Annotated in this window: 20 protein-coding genes; 9 read left to right on the top strand and 11 right to left on the bottom strand. The window is 65.1% G+C overall.

Annotated elements, in window-relative coordinates:
- Positions 1–49: 49 nt before the first annotated feature.
- Positions 50–637 carry a hypothetical protein gene (locus VH499_RS02490; RefSeq protein ID WP_332051102.1) on the top strand — a complete coding sequence of 196 codons (588 nt, stop codon included), beginning with the start codon at positions 50–52 and terminating at the stop codon, positions 635–637.
- On the opposite strand, the gene VH499_RS02485 is transcribed toward VH499_RS02490, so the two are convergent.
- Genes VH499_RS02485 through VH499_RS02475 form a run of 3 tightly spaced genes read right to left on the bottom strand, consistent with a single transcriptional unit; the run spans position 621 to position 3,876 of the window.
- Positions 621–1,346, bottom strand: a complete 726-nt coding sequence (locus VH499_RS02485; protein WP_332051101.1) for an RNA pseudouridine synthase — start codon at positions 1,344–1,346, stop codon at positions 621–623. The two genes, VH499_RS02490 and VH499_RS02485, sit on opposite strands and share 17 nt — an antisense overlap.
- Positions 1,331–2,755, bottom strand: a complete 1,425-nt coding sequence (locus tag VH499_RS02480) for an amidase (protein ID WP_332051100.1) — start codon at positions 2,753–2,755, stop codon at positions 1,331–1,333. Before VH499_RS02480 ends, VH499_RS02485 begins: the two co-directional genes overlap by 16 nt.
- A complete protein-coding gene (locus tag VH499_RS02475) occupies positions 2,752–3,876 on the bottom strand; it encodes a fumarylacetoacetate hydrolase family protein (RefSeq protein WP_332051099.1) in 1,125 nt (374 codons plus the stop codon). Before VH499_RS02475 ends, VH499_RS02480 begins: the two co-directional genes overlap by 4 nt.
- Positions 3,877–3,935: 59 nt before the next feature.
- On the opposite strand from VH499_RS02475, the gene VH499_RS02470 reads away from it, so the two are divergent.
- Positions 3,936–4,877 carry a dihydrodipicolinate synthase family protein gene (locus VH499_RS02470; RefSeq protein ID WP_332051098.1) on the top strand — a complete coding sequence of 314 codons (942 nt, stop codon included), beginning with the start codon at positions 3,936–3,938 and terminating at the stop codon, positions 4,875–4,877.
- 190 nt (positions 4,878–5,067) lie between these two features.
- A complete protein-coding gene (locus VH499_RS02465; protein WP_332051097.1) occupies positions 5,068–5,532 on the top strand; it encodes a GNAT family N-acetyltransferase in 465 nt (154 codons plus the stop codon).
- Between the two features lie 15 nt (positions 5,533–5,547).
- Here the strand turns inward: VH499_RS02465 and VH499_RS02460 are convergent, their stop codons facing one another.
- Together VH499_RS02460 and VH499_RS02455 are read right to left on the bottom strand one after the other, a co-directional pair.
- Positions 5,548–6,030 carry a DUF2786 domain-containing protein gene (locus VH499_RS02460; protein ID WP_332051096.1) on the bottom strand — a complete coding sequence of 161 codons (483 nt, stop codon included), beginning with the start codon at positions 6,028–6,030 and terminating at the stop codon, positions 5,548–5,550.
- Positions 6,031–6,054: 24 nt separating this feature from the next.
- Positions 6,055–6,708, bottom strand: a complete 654-nt coding sequence (locus tag VH499_RS02455; RefSeq protein WP_332051095.1) for a glutathione S-transferase family protein — start codon at positions 6,706–6,708, stop codon at positions 6,055–6,057.
- A 102-nt stretch (positions 6,709–6,810) separates the two neighbouring features.
- Between VH499_RS02455 and VH499_RS02450 the strand changes: the two genes are divergently transcribed.
- The gene (locus VH499_RS02450; protein ID WP_332051094.1) at positions 6,811–7,161 is read left to right on the top strand and encodes a cupin domain-containing protein; all 351 of its coding nucleotides are present in this window, start codon (positions 6,811–6,813) and stop codon (positions 7,159–7,161) included.
- Positions 7,162–7,166: 5 nt separating this feature from the next.
- Here VH499_RS02450 and VH499_RS02445 read toward each other — a convergent pair whose 3' ends face one another.
- Both VH499_RS02445 and VH499_RS02440 read right to left on the bottom strand, forming a co-directional pair.
- Complete coding sequence (locus VH499_RS02445; RefSeq protein WP_332051093.1) at positions 7,167–8,717, bottom strand: long-chain fatty acid--CoA ligase; 1,551 nt, start codon at positions 8,715–8,717, stop codon at positions 7,167–7,169.
- Positions 8,718–8,719: 2 nt separating this feature from the next.
- Complete coding sequence (locus VH499_RS02440) at positions 8,720–9,649, bottom strand: AMP-binding protein (RefSeq protein ID WP_332051092.1); 930 nt, start codon at positions 9,647–9,649, stop codon at positions 8,720–8,722.
- A gap of 60 nt (positions 9,650–9,709) precedes the next feature.
- Between VH499_RS02440 and VH499_RS02435 the strand changes: the two genes are divergently transcribed.
- Genes VH499_RS02435 through VH499_RS02415 form a run of 5 tightly spaced genes read left to right on the top strand, consistent with a single transcriptional unit; the run spans position 9,710 to position 14,720 of the window.
- Complete coding sequence (locus VH499_RS02435) at positions 9,710–10,942, top strand: cytochrome P450 (RefSeq protein WP_332051091.1); 1,233 nt, start codon at positions 9,710–9,712, stop codon at positions 10,940–10,942.
- Positions 10,943–10,945: 3 nt separating this feature from the next.
- On the top strand, positions 10,946–11,653 hold the full coding sequence (locus VH499_RS02430) for a PP2C family protein-serine/threonine phosphatase (protein WP_332051090.1): 708 nt from the start codon (positions 10,946–10,948) through the stop codon (positions 11,651–11,653).
- On the top strand, positions 11,650–12,651 hold the full coding sequence (locus tag VH499_RS02425) for an asparaginase (protein ID WP_332051089.1): 1,002 nt from the start codon (positions 11,650–11,652) through the stop codon (positions 12,649–12,651). Before VH499_RS02430 ends, VH499_RS02425 begins: the two co-directional genes overlap by 4 nt.
- An 11-nt stretch (positions 12,652–12,662) precedes the next feature.
- Complete coding sequence (locus VH499_RS02420) at positions 12,663–13,919, top strand: RNA methyltransferase (protein ID WP_332051088.1); 1,257 nt, start codon at positions 12,663–12,665, stop codon at positions 13,917–13,919.
- Between the two features lie 30 nt (positions 13,920–13,949).
- Positions 13,950–14,720: an SDR family oxidoreductase gene (locus VH499_RS02415; RefSeq protein ID WP_332051245.1), complete on the top strand. Its 771-nt coding sequence runs from the start codon at positions 13,950–13,952 to the stop codon at positions 14,718–14,720.
- 3 nt (positions 14,721–14,723) lie between these two features.
- Here the strand turns inward: VH499_RS02415 and VH499_RS02410 are convergent, their stop codons facing one another.
- The 4 genes from VH499_RS02410 to VH499_RS02395 all read right to left on the bottom strand — a co-directional run bounded on the left by VH499_RS02410 (position 14,724) and on the right by VH499_RS02395 (position 17,602).
- The gene (locus VH499_RS02410; protein WP_332051087.1) at positions 14,724–15,509 is read right to left on the bottom strand and encodes an exodeoxyribonuclease III; all 786 of its coding nucleotides are present in this window, start codon (positions 15,507–15,509) and stop codon (positions 14,724–14,726) included.
- 10 nt (positions 15,510–15,519) lie between these two features.
- Positions 15,520–15,852, bottom strand: coding sequence for an iron-sulfur cluster insertion protein ErpA (gene erpA, locus VH499_RS02405; protein WP_332051086.1), 333 nt, complete (start codon positions 15,850–15,852; stop codon positions 15,520–15,522).
- A gap of 135 nt (positions 15,853–15,987) precedes the next feature.
- Positions 15,988–16,785 (bottom strand): ABC transporter ATP-binding protein, encoded by a 798-nt coding sequence (locus VH499_RS02400; protein WP_332051085.1) that lies wholly within the window; start codon positions 16,783–16,785, stop codon positions 15,988–15,990.
- 1 nt (position 16,786) lies between these two features.
- Positions 16,787–17,602, bottom strand: a complete 816-nt coding sequence (locus VH499_RS02395) for an ABC transporter ATP-binding protein (RefSeq protein WP_332051084.1) — start codon at positions 17,600–17,602, stop codon at positions 16,787–16,789.

The following is a 17,602-nucleotide window of genomic DNA, read 5'->3' as shown; positions in this document are numbered from 1 at the left end:
GCGCTGGTGCAATGCCGTGTGCTTCGCGCACGGCACCGCGGGGAGGTTTTTGGTCCATACCTGGGTGAACGCCGAGCCGGCGCCGCGCTTTTATCCCAACGTCGTGACGCTGACGGCCGGCGACACCGACATCAGCGAGCAGCGGCAAGCCGTGCGCATCCTCCTGAAGTCCCACCTGCCGGGGCGTTGGGCGGTAAAGGACAGCTTCCACACCCTCGATATCGCCCGGCTGGGCTTCGAGGTGCTGCTGGAGGCGAACTGGATTCGCAAGCACCACCCGAAACCTGCTCAGATGGCCTCGGGCCTGACGTGGGAACGGGCGGGACCGGGCAACGAGGGATTTCCTGCCGCACTCTTCGGCGACGGAAATTTCGTCATGTTCTCCGGTCGCCGCGCCGGTACGATCGTGGCCGGCGGGACGCTCTATCGGACGGACAAGGTCGTCGGCCTTTCCAATGTCGTGGCCGATGCCGATGATGAGCCTGCCGTGTGGCGCGATCTCAGCTCTCTGGCCGCGGCGACGTTTCCCGGCCTGCCGCTGGTCGGATACGAGTCGGGGGACGAATTGAATGCGGCGCACAAGGCCGGGTTCGAGATCGGCGATCCGCTGCGGATCTGGGTCAAGGCACGGGACTGACATAGCCGCATGCCTGCAGCGCCTCGAGCATGTGCGGTGGCGGCGACGCCTCGACCTCGATCGGCGGCCTGGTCCTGGAAAGCGGCAGGACGATCGCCCGTGAGTGGAGATGGAGCTGCAGGCCAGCCTCGGCCTTGCCGTAGAGGCGGTCGCCGAGCACAGGACAGCCGGCGTGCGCGCAATGCACGCGGATCTGATGCGTGCGGCCGGTTTGGGGCTTCAGCTCCAGCCAGCTCACACCGGACCCGCGGCCCATGATCCGGTAGCGTGTGCTGGCGTTCTGGCCGTCGCCGGAAACATGGACCGACCAGCCGCTCTTTGTATTCACCTTCAGCAGCCGCCAGTCGAACAGGCCTTCGTCGGCCGGCGGGCTGCCATGGACGACCGCCCAGTAGATCTTCTCGGCGCCCCGGCCGGCAAACAGGCGTCCGAGCTTGCTCAGCGCCTTGGGATGGCGTCCGAGCACGAGCACACCGGAGGTGTCGGCATCGAGTCGGTGTGCCAGTGCCGGCGGCCGTGGCAGACCGTAGCGCAGGGCTTCGAAGCACTCCTCGAGGTTGGGTGCCCGGCTGGGGCCCGCGTGGACCGCGAGCCCGGCCGGCTTGTCGATCACCAGGATCAGTCCGTCGCGATGCAGCACGCGGCTCTGGATTTCTTCGGCTGAAAGCGGCGGCCGTCGTGGAGCCGAGTGCTTCAGAGGTCGGGCCATCGCGACAGCCAATCCTCGCTCGCCTCGTACAGCGCCGCGGCACGCAGCACCGAGGCATCGTCGCGGAAACGTCCGACGAATTGCAGGCCGATCGGCAGGCTCTCGCTATCGTAGCCGCAGCAGAGCGTCAGGGCAGGGTGGCCTGTGATGTTGAAGGCCATGGTGTAGGGGAACCAGTTGCGCCGCAGCTCGCCCACCTCGACGCCATCGATATTGATCGGTTCGAACAGGTCCTGGTCGATCGGCAGTGCCGTACGCGAGAGCGTCGGCATGACCAGAAAATCGACCCCTTCGAACCAGCCCTGCACCAGGCGGAAGATCTCGGCGCGTTGAAACATGGCACGCTGGTAGTCGGCGCCCGTCCAGTCCATGGCCATCGCCACCTGGCGCACCAGCGAGGGCGACATGCGCTCGCCGTCGCGGCGGATCATGTCGTCGAAGCGCGCGCGCCAGGTGGTGTGATTGATCACCTTCCATACGGCTTCCATATCGGGCACCGCTTCCGCCAATTCGACCAGGTCGGCTCCGAGCTCGCGCAGGCGGGCAAGCGCCTGCTCGAAGGCCGCGCATACGTCCTTGGCGACAGCCTTGTTGCCGAAGGTGAGGCTGTAGAGGATCTTCCTGCCCTTGAGATCGCCATCAGCCTGCGCTGCGGCGAGATAGTTCTGCGGTTCGACGCCGATCGACCACGGATCGGAGGGATGCGAGCCGGCCATTGCCTGCATCATCAGGGCCGTGTCCATCACTGTGCGCGTCAACGGCGTGACGTAGGTGTAGTTGCCGAAGGCATCGACGGCCTGGCTGTGCGGAATGGTGCCGAGATTCTGCTTCAGCCCGACCATGCCATTGGCCGCCGCGGGAATACGTGTCGAGCCCCCGCCATCGGTGGCGATGGCGATAGGGCCGATCCCCGCCGCGACCGCGACCGCGGCGCCGCCACTCGATCCGCCCGAGCTGCGTTCGGCGCTCCAGGCATTGCGCGTGCGACCGAACAGGGGTGCGTCGGTCAGCGCCTTGTGGCCGAATTCCGGCGTGGTTGTCTTGCCGAACAGGATGGCGCCGGCTTGCCTCATGCGCGCAGTGGCCACGGCATCCTCGCCGGGCACATTATGCTCGTAAAGACGCGAGCCGAAGGTCGTGCGGACTCCTGCGGTATTCACCAGATCCTTCGCCGAGTAGGGAATGCCGTGCATCAGGGCGAGCGGTTTGCCCTGCATGACGGCGTTCTCTGCGTCTCCCGCGGCCTTCATCGCCTCCTCGGGCACGAGCGTGATGAAGCAATTGAGCACGGGCTGCAGCTTCTCGGCCCGGCTCAGCACCGCCTTCATCAACTCGACTGGCGAGAGCTTCCTCGCCGCGATGTAGTCGCGCAACGTCGACGCGGGCAGGCGGCAAAGATCGTCGTTCATCGCAGTACGCCTCGCTTCGCCAGATTGCGCATCAGAGCCGAGACGCCGAACGTCCAGGGCGGAACCTTGTCGCAGTGATTCACCCTGTTGCTGAGGGTGCCGAGCTTGGGCGAACGGATGGAGACGAGATCACCCACCATGTGGGTGAAGCCCGGGCCGCCCGGCGTGCGCGGTTCGGTAGGCGCGAACAGCGTGCCGGTCATCAGCGCCATGCCATCGGGATAGTTGTGCGTCCTGCCCATCGCGTGCGCCACCAGTTCGGTCGGGTCGCGGCTGATCTTCGACAGGTCGCTTTGGCCCCGCAGGCGGAACTGGTCGGGTCCGCTGACCTCGAGTTCGACCTTTGCCCGACGCACGTCGTCGAGAGTGAAGGTGGCATCGAACAGGCGGATGAAAGGGCCGATGGCACAGGAGGCGTTGTTGTCCTTGGCCTGGCCGAGCAGCAGTGCGCTCCGGCCCTCGATGTCGCGCAGATTGACGTCGTTGCCGAGAGTGGCGCCGACGATCGTGCCCTTCGCATTCACGATCAGCGTCACTTCCGGCTCGGGATTGCTCCAATCGGAGTCGGAACGGATGCCGATCTCGGCGCCATGGCCGACGGCTGCCATCGGAGGCGCCTTGGTGAAAATCTCGGCATAGGGGCCGATGCCCACTTCGAGGTATGGCGACCATGCGCCGCGTGCGAGCAACGTTTTCTTCAGGGCCTCTGCTTCGGCCGAGCCGGGCTTGATGGCGCCGACGTCGGTACCAACGATCGTGTTCAGCTCCCTGCGAACCTGCCCGGCGCGGGCCGGATCGCCCTTGGCATGCTCCTCGATCAGCCGCTCCACCAGGCTCACGGCAAACGTGACGCCAGCGGCCTTGATGGCCTGCAGGTCGATCGGCGCCAGCAGGTCGGCCACGACATCCTCGAGGACGCCGATGCGTTCACCCTTGCTGCGCGCCATCGACACCGGATCGTCGGCGTTGCAGAGGTCGGCCGTCGTGGGCACGGCGTGGGTGATGTCGAACACGCCGTCGGCGCGCACGCAAACGACGCTCGGGCCGGCCGCTCGCCGCACCCGGCCAACCAGAGTCCCTGCGGTTCCGTCATCGGGAAGGATATCGTGGGTCGAAGCCACTGGACGTCTCCGGCGCTTCGTTGCAAAACAGGTGCGCCATTCCCCGGAGAAATAAAATCATGGCCGCAGCGCGGATCAAAGGCGTTCTTTCGCCGGTCGTCACTCCTTTCAAGCGCGACTTGTCACCGGATGTCGGCCGCTTCGTTGCGCACTGCAAGTGGTTGCTCAGCCAGGATTGCGGGCTGGCCATGTTCGGGACCAACTCCGAGGCCAACTCGATGTCGGCGGGCGAGCGCATGGAGCTCCTGGAGAAGGTCGTCGCCGCCGGGGTGCCGACCGACCGGATGATGCCGGGCACCGGTGCCTGCTCCATCGTGGAGGCGGCCAAGGTGAGCGCTCATGCCACCAGGATCGGGGTCTCGGGGGTGCTGATGCTGCCGCCGTTCTACTACAAGGGTGTCCCGGAGGAGGGATTGTTCCGCTTCTTTTCGGAGGTCGTGCAGCGGGTCGGCGACGATCGCCTGCGCATCTATCTCTATCACATCCCGCCGGTGTCGGCCGTGCCGATCACCCACAGGCTCGTCGAGCGGCTGATGAAGGCATACCCCAAGCAGATCGCGGGAATGAAGGACTCGTCGGACGACTGGCCCCATACCAGGAGCATGATCGATGCCTTTGCGAAGGATGGCTTCGACGTCTTTTCGGGCAATGAAAAGCCATTGATCGACAATGTGAAATCGGGGGGCGCGGGCTGCATCAGCGCCACCGCCAACATCAATCCCGGCAGGATCGCCGAGACCTACAAGAAGTACGCGACGGCCGAAGGCGAGAGGCTTCAGGGCTGGATCAACGAGGTGCGGGCAGTCATGCAGGGCTACGTGATGATCCCCGCGCTCAAGTACTGCATCGCCCACTACGGCAGCGATGCCGGCTGGGCGCCGGTTCGGCCGCCACTCGTGGAAACGGCCGACGCGCAGGGCAAGGACATGATCGCCAGGCTCGACAAGCTCGGCTTCGCCATGCCCGGCCTCAAGCAGGCCATGGCTGTCGCTGCGGAGTAATTGACAAGCCGCGCCGCCCGGCCCTATACACGAACCATGACCACGAACCTGCTTCAGAAGGGTTGGTACTTTACGTCGCTAAAATAGGCGGCGCGAAGGGTCATGACCAAACGAAGCCGCCGCATCCCGGCGGCTTCTTTGTTTCTGGATCGGCCTCCGGGCCGCGGCGGGACCGCAGACGGAGGATGAAGTGTCGATCGTTGATGCTGAAGGAATAAAGGCGGTGGCCCCGCCGCTCTCGATTCGCGTGCGGCTGGGGGGACCGCGCGACTGCGATGTGCTGTGCACGCTGCTGGACAATCCCCTGCATGCGCGCGAGCAGGTGATGACGTGGATGTCGAACCCCGCGACTACGCTCCTGGTAGCGCAAAGTGAGATCGGCGTGCTGGCCGTCGCGGTGCTGGTGACTCGGATCGTGCCCCGACCGGAAGGCGGCATCCACAAGGTGGTGGAAGTCGACAATCTCGTCGTGCGTGCCGACCAGCGCGGCCGCCGCATTGGACGACGGCTGCTGGCGGCCGCAGTCGAGTGGTCCCGCCAGCGCCGCGCCGTTCAGGTCGAGGCTTTCGTAGGCGACGTCAATCGCGATGCCAAGCGCTTCTACGAAAGCTTCGGTTTCGCGCGTTCCTCCGATCGCCTTGTGTTGGCGGCTTGACCTCGGGGCTTGACGTCAGGTGAAGTCGAAGCCGATCAACGCCGCGTAGCCGAACCCGATCCAGGCCATCAGCCCCAGGATCACGCAAAGCGTGAAAACGGCCATCAGCCACCGTCCGCGGGTATCGAGCAGCTTGTCCGGAGCCAGTGACGCCAGGAGCTCGACTCCGATCCAGAACGGGAAGCCGATCAGCCGTGCCATCAGCGGTTCGCGGCGGAACGCATTGCGGTAGGCGTACGCCCGAAGATGGCCGAAAGGCGGGGGTTCCGAAACGGGGCGGGTCGGCGGTTCGGCCGCGCGATTGGCTCGTTCGGTCTCCGGCGCGTCGGGATGTGCAGTTGCGTCGTCCGGCGACCTGATGCCGAGAGCCGAAGGCCAGTCCGTCTGTGAGAGGCGGAGTAGTTCGTTTGCCTTGCGGATCGCCGCCAAAGCCTCTGCGTCATGCGCACTGTCGGTCAGGTTCAGGAGCTTCGCCAGACGATCCTTGTCGAGTTCCACCTGCGCCCCCGGAATGAGCGCCGGTCAGGCCGGCTCCTTGTCGCGCATCTCCCACATCTTCCTGAAGGCCGGCCGGCTTTGGCAAGCATCCAGCCAGGCCTTCACCCCTGGAGCCGCTTCGAACAATTCGGGAGCGGGTACGGCATAACGGACGATCTCTGCGGTGTTGATGTCGGCCACTGTGAAGCGACCGCCCACGAGATAGCCGCTCGCCAGCGCCCGGTCGAGCACGGTGAACGGACCGCGCAGTGCCGCCACGGCGGCGTCGGCAATCTTTGGATCCTTTGGACCGCTCGGATTGCCGACACGATGGTACATGATGTCGAGCGCCTTGGTTTCGAGCTCGGTCGCGGCCCACAGCGCCCACATCGTCATTTCACCATCTTCCGCGACACTGGCCGGCGCCAGCGGACCGCCATGCTTCTTGGCGAGGTAGAGATTGATTGCCAGCGATTCGTGGAGGACCAGGCCGTCATCGTCGATCGATGGCACATGGCCGTTGGGATTGACCTTGAGGAAGGCTGGCGATCGCGTATTGAGCGGTGCATCGGGCGCTGTCGCATCGGCCAGCCGGTAGTGCTGGATCACCGGCACGTGCTTGAAAGGCAGGCCGAGTTCGTAGGCCAACCATATGTTGCGCGACGCGCGCGACCGATAGATGCCGTAGATCGTCAGCATGGCACGCCTGTCTATCAGGTGCCGGCCGTCCTGTCCGTGCCAAAAAACTGCAGTAGGGACCGTGCTTGCCGGCGAAGTCGCGTAGGTCTAGGCTTTTTCACAATGGACACGCGACCACTCCAGCCGGTGAAGGACGCCAGCCATCTCTACGAGGTGGAGCATCGGGCACGGCATGTCGTGCGAAACGGCTTCCACATCAGCGAGCTGCAGCTTTCGCCCGCTCAGAAGGTCCCTTGGCACTATCACACCAACGTCAGCGATACGTTCTACGTGCTCGAGGGCCGGATGCGCCTTTTCCTCCAGGATCCCAAGGAAGAAGTGCGGCTGGGGCCCGGCGAAAGCTTCGTCGCCAAAGCCAAGCGACCACACCTCGTTACCAACGCCGGAACGACATCGCTTACCTTCCTCGTCTTGCAGGGTATCGGCGAGTACGACTACGTTCCAATGGTCTGAAACGATCAAGTGATCGCCGGCTTGTCGGCCCCCACGAACTGAGTCCGCAATTCGCGCTTCAACACCTTGCCCGTCGCGTTGCGAGGCAGGGCTTCGACGAAGGTGACCGATTGCGGCACCTTGAACTTGGCCAGCCTGGCGAGGCAATGGCGGATCACTTCGCCTTCTTCCAGGGCGTGGTCTGATTTGCGCACGATGATGGCCATGCCCACTTCGCCCCAACGCTCGTTCGGCACACCGATTATGGCGGCGTCCGCGACCTGGGGGAGTTGGAAGAGGACATTTTCGACTTCCGCCGGATACACGTTCTCGCCGCCCGAGATGTACATGTCCTTCCAGCGGTCGACGATATAGACGAAGCCTTCTTCGTCCATGCGGGCGGCGTCGCCGGTGTGGAGCCAGCCGTCGGTGAAAGCGCTGGCCGTTGCTTCCGGCTTGTTCCAGTAACCCGGAGTGATGTTCGGACCCTTGATCAGCAGCTCGCCAATCGCGCCGCTCGGCGCATCGCCGCCCGCCTCGTCGGCGATGCGGATGGCGGTATGCATCATGGCCTTGCCGGCCGAGCCCAGCTTGCGGATCGCATCTGCGGCGTCGAGCATCGTGCCGGCAGGGCTGGTCTCGGTCATGCCCCAACCTTGCACCAGCGGCACGCCGCGCGCCGTCCAGCCTTCCAGGATCGAAAGTGCGCACGGTGCGCCGCCGACGCCGGCCACCTGCAGGCGCGAAAGGTCGGCATCCGGGAACTTCGGATGCTGCATCATGAACTGGTAGGGTGCGGGGACGCCGAAGAAGTGCGTGATGCCGAGCGCGGGGTCGGAAAGGCAGTCCAGCGCGAGGCCCGGATCGAAAGTACGCATGATCAGGATCGTGCCGCCGGCATGCAGAACCGGGTTGGCGTAGCAATTGAGCCCGCCGGTATGGAACAGCGGCAACACGACGAGCTGGACGGTTTGCGGAGAGATGAGGGCCGGAATGCCGAGATTGACGCAATTCCAGAACACCATGCCGTGGGTGATGATGGCGCCTTTGGGGTGTCCCGTCGTGCCCGATGTGTACATCACCATGCCGATATCGTCGTGACTGAGCACGACGGGCGTTGGCTCGGCGGCAACGCCGGCGAGGGCATCCTCGTAGGCGCTCGCAGGACGCTCGTGATCGATCTCGATCAGGTGCGGGATCGCGCAAAGTATTGCCAGTTCGGCCGCGGCGGCGGCAAAGCTGCTGTCGTGAATCAGGAGCCTGGGTGTTGAATCGCCCAGGATATATTGGAGCTCCGGCACGGTGAGCCGCCAGTTGAGAGGCAGCATGATCGCACCGATCCTGCCGCAGGCGAACTGGAGCTCGAAATATTCGGCACAATTGGGTGCCAGCAGCGCGACCCGATCGCCTTTGGCGATTCCCCGCGCCGCGAGCGCCGCCGCGAGTCGATTCGTGCGGCGGTCGAGATCGGCATAGCTGAATTTCCGCGTCGTCTGCAGGTCGTGGATCGCGAGTTGCCGGGGGCGACGGCCGGCATGGTGGGCGATCCAGTCGTAGTAGGGAGGGACGCCAGACATGATCAGCTCGCGCTATTGCCTTCCGCGTCGATCAGCCGGACTCCCGGCAGCAGGATTGTCGCCTTGCCGAGAAGCGGTTCGGAGATCGGCGTGCTGCCGCAGAGGATGGCCGACAGGGTCGAGAGGTCGAAGTCGCTGAACCGGCGATGCGAGAGGAGTTGATCGATCATATCGGGACGAAGCTGTGCATGTGTGACCTTGTCGGCAGTGACGATCTGCAGCACTTCGCGAGGCTCGAAGCGCGGCACGAAGACGTGGCGGCCACCTGCCAGGGTGACGCCAAAGGTCAAGGCGTCTTCGGCCAGCTCGAACATCGGCGAGGCGTGAAGGTACACCGTGTTGCTGTCGAAGCCGAGATGGCCGATGGCCTCGACGGCGTTGCCGACCATGGCGCCATGCGTGAGGGCGGTGCCGGCCGTATTTTCGGCCATGCCGTCGTAGAAAAGACCGGCAAGGTCCGCACCACTGGCGCCGGCATCGGGTACCAGTTCGTCGGCCGACAGATCTTCGTAATGCAGCATACCCTCCGGCGAAGCGATGTCGTCGATCCAGACCACCTCGCGGACGTGAGGCACCCTGTGCTGCAGGGCCGTCAGATGGTGGGCCATGGTTCCGTCGATGAACAGGATGGAGGCGTGCGAATCGGCAAGGATGTGTTCGATTTCCGCCGAGCCAAGTCCGGTGTTTATCGGAACCAGGACCGCGCCCACCCAGGCCACGGCATACATAAGCTCGAAATAGCGGTCACTGTTCTGGGCCAGGATGGCGACCCGGTCGCCGCGTTCTACCTCAAGTGTAGCCAGCGCGCCGGCGACCCGGCCGACACGATCCGCCGTTTGCCGCCAGGTCCGTCGGCGCGGCGCGAAACTCGTGGACTGCGCGTCGGGTTTCCGCTCGACCGCCTGGCGCAGCCCCAAGGTCAATGCATGCATGGTGCGATGCTAGGGTGGCCGTCGTTCGCGCCGCAAGCAGTATCGTGCTAGAGGAGGATCATGAACGACATGAGCCGTCCGGCGACAGCGACGCCACTGGTCTTCGATCCGCTTGATCCCGCCTTTCTCGCCGATCCCTATTCCTTCTACCGCCGGCTGCGCGAGCAAGCGCCTGTGTTCAAGGCGGAGCAGGGCTTCTGGCTGCTGACGCGATATGAGGACGTGGCGTTTTCACTCCGCGACAAGCGCTTCGGCAAGGATTTCGCCGGGACCATCCGCCGCCGCTATGGCGAGGATCGGTTGCGCGAACCGACTATCGCCAATTTGTCCCGCACCATGCTGGTCCTCGACCCGCCCGACCATACCCGCCTGCGCAGCCTTGTGACCAAGGCCTTCACCGCCCGTCGCATTGCCGACATGCGGCCGCGCATCCGACGGCTGGTCGATCAGCAGCTCGATCACGTGGCCGGCAAGGGAGGCATGGATGTCATCCGCGATCTCGCCCATCGACTGCCGGTGATCGTGATCTGCGACATGCTCGGCATCCCCGAGGAACACCGGGCGGCGTTCCTGGCAGGCAGCAACGTCAGCGGCCGCGTCCTCGACCCGGTCCCCATGACTCGCCAGGAGCTGGACCATGCCAATGCCATGACCGAAGCCGGCAACGCCTATTTCGACCAGCTCTGCGAGTTGCGCCGCCGCCAGCCGCAGGACGATCTGACGACTGAACTCGTGAAGGCGGAGGAGGCGGGAGACCGGCTGAGCGCCGAGGAGCTGCGCTCCAACATCGGCCTGCTGTTCGGCGCTGGCCATGAAACCACCACCAATCTGATTGGCAACGGCCTGCTGGCGCTTCATCGGTCACCGGATCAGTGGCAGCGGCTGAAGGACGAGCCGTCGTTGATCGCGGGGGCGGTCGAGGAGCTGCTGCGCTTCGATTCGTCGGTGCAGATGACCGGCCGCGTGACCAACACCGAGGTCGAGGTCGGCGGCGTGACCATCCCGGCCGGCGAAAGCATCATAATGCTGCTGGGAGCGGCGAACCGAGATCCGGCGCAGTACGACGATCCCGACCGGCTGGACGTGGCACGTGAGAACGTGCGGCCGATGTCGTTCGGCGGCGGCATTCATCACTGCCTGGGCGCCCAGCTTGCCCGGCTGGAGGCCGAACTGGTCTTTACCGCCCTGGTCGAGCGCCTGCCCTCGCTTGAATTGCCGGAAAAGGACCGCCCTGACTGGCGGCGCAACTTCACGCTGCGCGGCCTCAACAAGCTTCCGGCGGTGTGGCACTAGGACATGAGTTCTCGCTGGCGGGGCGAGGGCGGCCAGCATCGCGGTGGTCGCCCCTATCAGGAAGACAGCTGGGCATTGCGCCCGCTCGCGGATGGATCGCTGCTCGCGATCGTCGCCGACGGCATGGGAGGCCATTCCGGCGGAGCAACGGCGTCGAAGCTCGTGGTCGAGGCGGTGGTGAAGATGGTCGAGCGGGGTAGCTCGCTGACCGATGCCCTGCAGGCGGCGAACGCGGCGGTGCGGGAGGGCGGAAAAGGCCGGCCCGAGCTCGAAGGAATGGGCTCGACCGTGGTTGCGGCCCTCGTCAACGAAGACGAGGTGCAGTGGGTCAGCGTGGGCGACTCGCCGTTCTATGTCGTTGCCGGCAAGACGATGGAGCGCTTGAATGCCGATCATTCGATGGCGCCGCAAATCGATGCACTTCAGGCGCGTGGCATGCTGACGGCCGAGGAAGCCGCTGCCCATCCCGGACGCCATACGTTACGCGAGGCGGTCATGGGCGAACCGCTCAGCCTGATAGACCAGGGCAGTCGGCGATTGGACCGTCATGTGCGGCTCCTTTTGTGCAGTGATGGCGTGCACAGTCTGGGTGCAGACGATGTCGCGGCGCTGGCGGCGCAGCCGGTGCGGAAGTTGATTGCCGCCGTACTCGCGGCCGGCGTTCCCCACCAGGACAACGTCACGATCGTCAAACTGGAACGGGAATCGTGAGCAACGGCCCTGTCGTCATCGAGGTCACGCGGGGCCCCGTGGTGGAGAGCCGGCACGAGGGTATTGCCGCCGTCATGAAGCCCGACGGCACAATCGTAGCCTCGTGGGGCGACATCGATGCCGCCATCCTTCCGCGATCGGCCAACAAGCCCATCCAGGCGATGGCCTTCGTCGAGAGCGGCGCGATCGAGCGGTTCGGCCTCGGCAACGAGCACATTGCCCTCGCCTGTGCCTCGCACAACGGCGAGCCGCGCCACGTCGAAACGGTGCGCGCATGGCTTGGCAAGGTCGGGCTGCGCGAGGCCGATCTCGAATGCGGCACCCATCCGCCGCGCCTGCAGTCCACGATCGAGTCGCTGGCGCGCGAGGGCACGGCGCCCACGCCCGCCTTCAACAACTGCTCGGGCAAGCATAGCGGCTTCCTGTCGACTGCCGTGACCTATGGCGAGCCGACGCGCGGATACATCAAGTACGATCATCCTGTGCAGCGTCGACTGCGCGACGTGATGACGGATCTGTGCGGGACGGACGCCAACGACTTTGCCTATGGCACCGACGGCTGCGGTATCCCTACTCTTGCCACGCCGCTCAGGAGGCTTGCCCGGGCGATGGCCAACATGGCCGAGCCGTCGCGACTCTCGAACAGGCGGGCCGAAGCGGCCGGCCGCATCCGCGCGGCGATGAATGCCGAACCGTTCATGATGGCGGGCACGGGGCGCTTCTGTACGCGCATCAACGGCACGCTTGCCGGTGTGGCCCAGGTCAAGACCGGCGCCGAAGGCGTATTCTGCGCCATGCTGCCGGGCCTCGGCCTGGGGATCGCGCTCAAGATGTGGGACGGCGCGGGCCGTGCGGCCGAGCTCGCGATGGCGACCCTGCTTGGACACCTCGGCATCCTGGCGGCGGATCAAATGCAAGAGCTCCTGCATCCACCAGTCAGGAACGTGGTCGGTCTGCTGGTCGGCGAGATGCGCCCGGCCAAGAGCTGGTTGGGGTAGTGAGTGGGAGCGTGACGCTCACGCTCGACATCCTGGAAGTTGGCGCGCGTGGCGATGGTGTCGCGGAACAAGGCGGCAGGCGCTATTTCGTACCATTCACGTTGCCGGGGGAGACCATCGAGGCGGAGCCCCTGGATCAGCGCGGCGGCGGGATCGCCGCCCGGCTCGTCGAGGTGCGGTCGCCATCCCGCCATCGCGAGACGCCGCCTTGCGCACACTTCACCATGTGCGGCGGATGCGCGTTGCAACATTGGCGCGGCGATGTCTATGCCGCATGGAAGTCGACCCTTGTTGAACGCGCGCTCGAGCAGCGCGGTGTCGAGACGCCGCGGTTCGAAGCGCCCATGGTTGGCCTGGCTGGCGAGCGCCGGCGGGTGGACTTCGTCTTGCGCCGCCAGGGGCGGCGCGTGCTGGCGGGCTTCCATGAGCGGGTGAGTGCGCGCGTGGTGGACATCGGCACGTGCGTGGTTGCGCGGCCATCTCTCACCGCGCTTCTCCAGACAATGCGGGCCACGATGGGCGAGGTTCTGCCGGACGGCGGCGCCGCCGACGCGGTCGCGAACGAGACGGATACCGGTCTCGACGTGCTCATCCGCCCGCACAAGCGCTTCGACCTTTCGCTTGACCGGCGCCGATCACTGGTCGGTCTCTCAGACCGCGCGGATCTCGCCCGGCTGAGCTGGGGCGATCGAGCGCATGCCGAACCCATCGTGATTCGCCGGCAGCCGGCGCTCACCTTGGGAGATGTTACGGTTGAACCGCCGCCCGGGGCCTTCATGCAGGCGACAAAGCGCGGTGAGCAAACCATGCGGGCGGCCGTCACATCTTGGGCGGGTGGGGCGGCGCGGCTCGCCGATCTCTTTGCCGGCATTGGCTCGCTGTCGCTTGGCAGGCAGGGGCGGGCCTGCCTGTTCGAGAACGATCGATCGAGCGTGGCTGCTGCGGACGCCGCTGCCCGCAAGGAGGGCAGCAATCGTGTCACGGTCGAGCGCCGCGATCTCTTCCGCAATCCCTTGCCGACGAGGGAACTCGACGATTTCGACGCCGTGCTGCTCGACCCGCCGCGCGCCGGCGCGGCGGCGCAGGTTGCGGAGCTCGCCTCCTCGAGCGTGCCGCGAATCGTCCATGCCTCGTGCGATCACGGCAGTTTTGCCCGCGATGCGCGCACATTGCAGGACGGCGGATACCGGCTGGAGAAATTGATGCTTGTCGACCAGTTCCTGTGGTCGGCGCATCTGGAGTTGATCGCGCTCTTCAGCCGCCGCTAAGGTCGCCGCAACACGGGACGAGGAGATGACCTGATGATGTTCGACCTTTCCGGCAAGGTGGCGGTGGTGACCGGCGGCAGCCGCGGTATCGGCCGCTCGATCTGCGAGCAGATGGCCGCGCACGGCGCCAAGGTCGTGGTCTCGAGCCGCAAGCTGCCGGCGTGCGAGGAAGTCGTGAAGGGCATCAAGGCAACAGGCGGGGAAGCGACGGCGGTCGCCGCCAGCATCTCCGACAAGGTGCAACTCGAGAACCTGGTCGCCACGGCGCGCAGGACCTACGACAAGATCGACATCATGGTCTGCAACGCCGCTTCCAATCCCTATTTCGGACCGCTCACCGGACTGAAGGAGGACGTGTTCCAGAAGATCATGATGAACAATGTGATGTCCAACCTCTGGCTGATGAACATGGTAGGGCCGGAGATGGCGGAGCGAAGGGACGGCGCCTTCATCGTCGTCTCGTCGATCGGCGCTCTCGTCGGGTCGGCCCATATCGCCGCCTACAACATGAGCAAGGCAGCCGACCTGTCGCTGGTGAAGTCGCTCGCCATGGAATGGGGCAAGCACAATATTCGGGTGAATGCCATCGCGCCGGGCCTGATCCAGACCGATTTCGCCAAGGCCCTGTGGGACAATCCACAGATCCGCAGCGCCCAAGAGAGCAAGGCGGCACTGAAGCGGATCGGTCAACCCGAGGACATCGGCGGCGTGGCGGTCTTCCTCGCGTCCAAAGCGGCAGCGTTCGTCTGCGGTCAGTGCATCATTGCCGACGGCGGCGTGATCGGCTCGGGAGCGGAGTAGGCGTCAAGCGAGGTCCAGCGCGCACCAGACCGGCACGTGGTCCGAAGGCTCCGGCTGGCTGCGTTCTTCCTTGTCGATACCGACGGCGGCGAGGCGGTCGGCGGCCTGGGGTGAAAGCAGCAGGTGGTCGATCCGCAGACCGTTGTTCTTCTGCCAGGCACCCGCCTGGTAGTCCCAATAGGTGTATTGCGGTCCTTCGATATCGAAGGCGCGTACGGCGTCTGTCAGACCGAGATTGAGCAATGCCCGCAATGCCTGGCGCGACTGTGGTTGACAAAGGGCGTCGTCGGCAAAGGCGGCGGGGCTGAACACATCGGCATCGGTGGGGCAGACATTGTAGTCACCGCCCAGCACGAACATCTCTTCCCGCGCCAGCAGCGACCGTGCCCGCTGGCCGAGGCGGTCCATCCAGGCGATCTTGTAGGCGAACTTGTCGGTGTGGATCGGGTTGCCGTTGGGCAGATAGAGACCGCCCACGGTGAGCGGTCCCTTTGGCGTCTGCACCCGGCCCTCGACATAGCGCGCCGGCTCGTCGGCTGCCGGATCGGGCAGGCTGCGGGCCGTGATCTCGACCGGGTGCAGCGACAGGAGCGCCACGCCATTGAATCCCTTCTGGCCAACGATCTCGACCTTGTAGCCGGCCGCCTCGATCTCGAGGCGGGGGAACTGCGCCTCCTGGGCCTTGATCTCCTGCAGCACGACGATGTCGGGTTTGGCTTTTTGCAGCCATGCCAAGAGGTTGCCCGTCCTCTTGCGGACGGAATTCACATTCCAGGTCGCGATCTTCATCGCGGCCGGATCACACGCTGAAGGAGTTGCCGCAACCGCAGGACGAAGTGGCGTTCGGGTTCTTTACCTGGAAGGACGAGCCGACCATTTCCTCGACGTAGTCCAGCTCGCTGCCCTTGAGAAGCTCAAGGGAGGTGCTGTCGACCAGCACGGCAGCGCCATTGCGCTCGATCACGAGATCGTCGTCGTTGCGCCGCTCCTCGAACGAGAAATTGTACTGGAAGCCCGAGCATCCACCGCCCAGCACGGCGACCCGCATCATGACTGGCTTGGCTTCTTTGGCTGCCAGGAAGGCGATCCGCTTGGCGGCGTTCTCGGAAACGGAGAAGGGAGTTTCACTCATGCCCTACAAGATGTGGATCGGAAGCCTTTTCGTCAATGCCAAGAAGGAGCGGACAGAGAGCTGAGGCCGGCGACAAACCATAGGCAATTGGGCTATCTGGCGGTTCCGGCACCGTGCGAGCGGGCCGCCGCGGTCTCAATGCAGCCAGCGCTTGCGCCGCTTGTAGTGCTTGGTGTCGTGATAGGATTTGCGCGTCCCGCCCTCGTTGAGGCCGAGATAGAACTCCTTGATGTCGGAGTTGTCGCGCAGCTGGGCCGCTGGACCTTCCAGCACGATGCGGCCGTTTTCCATGACATAGCCGTGCTCGGCCACGGCCAGCGCCATGGCGGCGTTCTGCTCGACCAGCAGCACCGACAGCTTCTCCTGCTTCACGAGCCGGCCGACGATGCCGAAGATCTCCTCGACCAGCCGGGGAGCCAGTCCCAGCGAAGGCTCGTCCAGCAAGACGACACGGGGCCTGCTCATCAGGGCGCGGCCGATTGCCAGCATTTGCTGCTCTCCGCCCGACAGATAGCCGGATAGTTGGCTGCGCCGTTCGCGCAGCCTCGGGAAATAGGTGTAGACCATATCGATGCCCTGCTTGACGGACGGACCGCTCTGTACATGACCGCCGGCGATCAGGTTCTCCTCGGCCGTCAGGTGCTCGAACACACGCCGGCCCTCGAAAACCTGGGCGAGGCCGAGCTTCGTCACCTCGTTCGCGCGCATGCCGTCGATGCGACGCTCGCCGAAGCGGATCGTGCCCTTGGTGACCTCGCCACGCTCGCTGCGCAGGACGCCGGAGATGGCCTTGAGCGTCGTCGTCTTGCCGGCGCCGTTGGCGCCCAGCAGGGTGGTGATGCCGCCTGACTGCAGGGAAAAGCTGACATCGTGCAGGGCTTGGGTTTGGCCGTAGAATGCTTTGAGACCTTGAGCCTCGAGCAGCGCGGCCATCTTACGCCTCCGTTCCGAGATAGGCCCGGATCACTTCCGGATCGCGTTGCACGTCGGCCGGCGAACCTTCGGCGATCTTCTTGCCGAAATCGATGGCGACCACCTTGTCGGAGACCGACATCACCAGGCTCATGTGATGTTCGACCAGCAAGACCGTGACGTTCTGGGTGTCGCGTACCCGCCGGATTTGGCCGCGCAGCACGTCGACCTCGTCATGGTTGAGCCCGGCGGCGGGCTCATCCAGCAACAGGAGTTTCGGGCGTCCCGCCAGGGCCCGCGCCAGCTCGACGCGTTTGCGCACGGGAAACGGCAGCGGCCCGGCCGGCAGCCGCGCAAAGCCGTCAAGTTCCATGAAAGCGATCAGTTCGAGCGCGCGCTCGCTAATCTCGCGTTCCTCCGCCTCGTGTCTGGGCAGACGCAAGGCGTCGGTGATGAAGCCGACGGAGGTGCGGCTGTGGCAGCCGACCTTGACGTTGTCGAGCACGGACATGCGGTCGAACAGTGCCACGTTCTGAAAGGTGCGCCCGATGCCGAGCTTGGCGATGGCGTGCCGGCTCTTGCGCAAAATCGAGCGCCCCTCGAACAGGATGTCGCCCTGGTTCGGGATATAGAGGCGGCTCAAACAGTTAAAGAGCGTCGTCTTGCCGGCGCCATTGGGGCCGATCAGACCGGCAATCTGGCCGGGCTCGACATCGAAGGACACGCCATCCAACGCCACGATGCCGCCGAAGCGAACGGAAATATCACGCACGCTCAGCAGCGAGCGGGCATCGCCGGCTCCTGCGGGCGTGGTGCGCAATCGTGTTTGCGCCACCAT

This window comes from Reyranella sp., assembly GCF_036558665.1.
GTDB lineage: Bacteria > Pseudomonadota > Alphaproteobacteria > Reyranellales > Reyranellaceae > Reyranella.
Note: the sequence above shows the minus strand (reverse complement) of the source record. Positions and strands in the feature narration are given on the sequence as shown.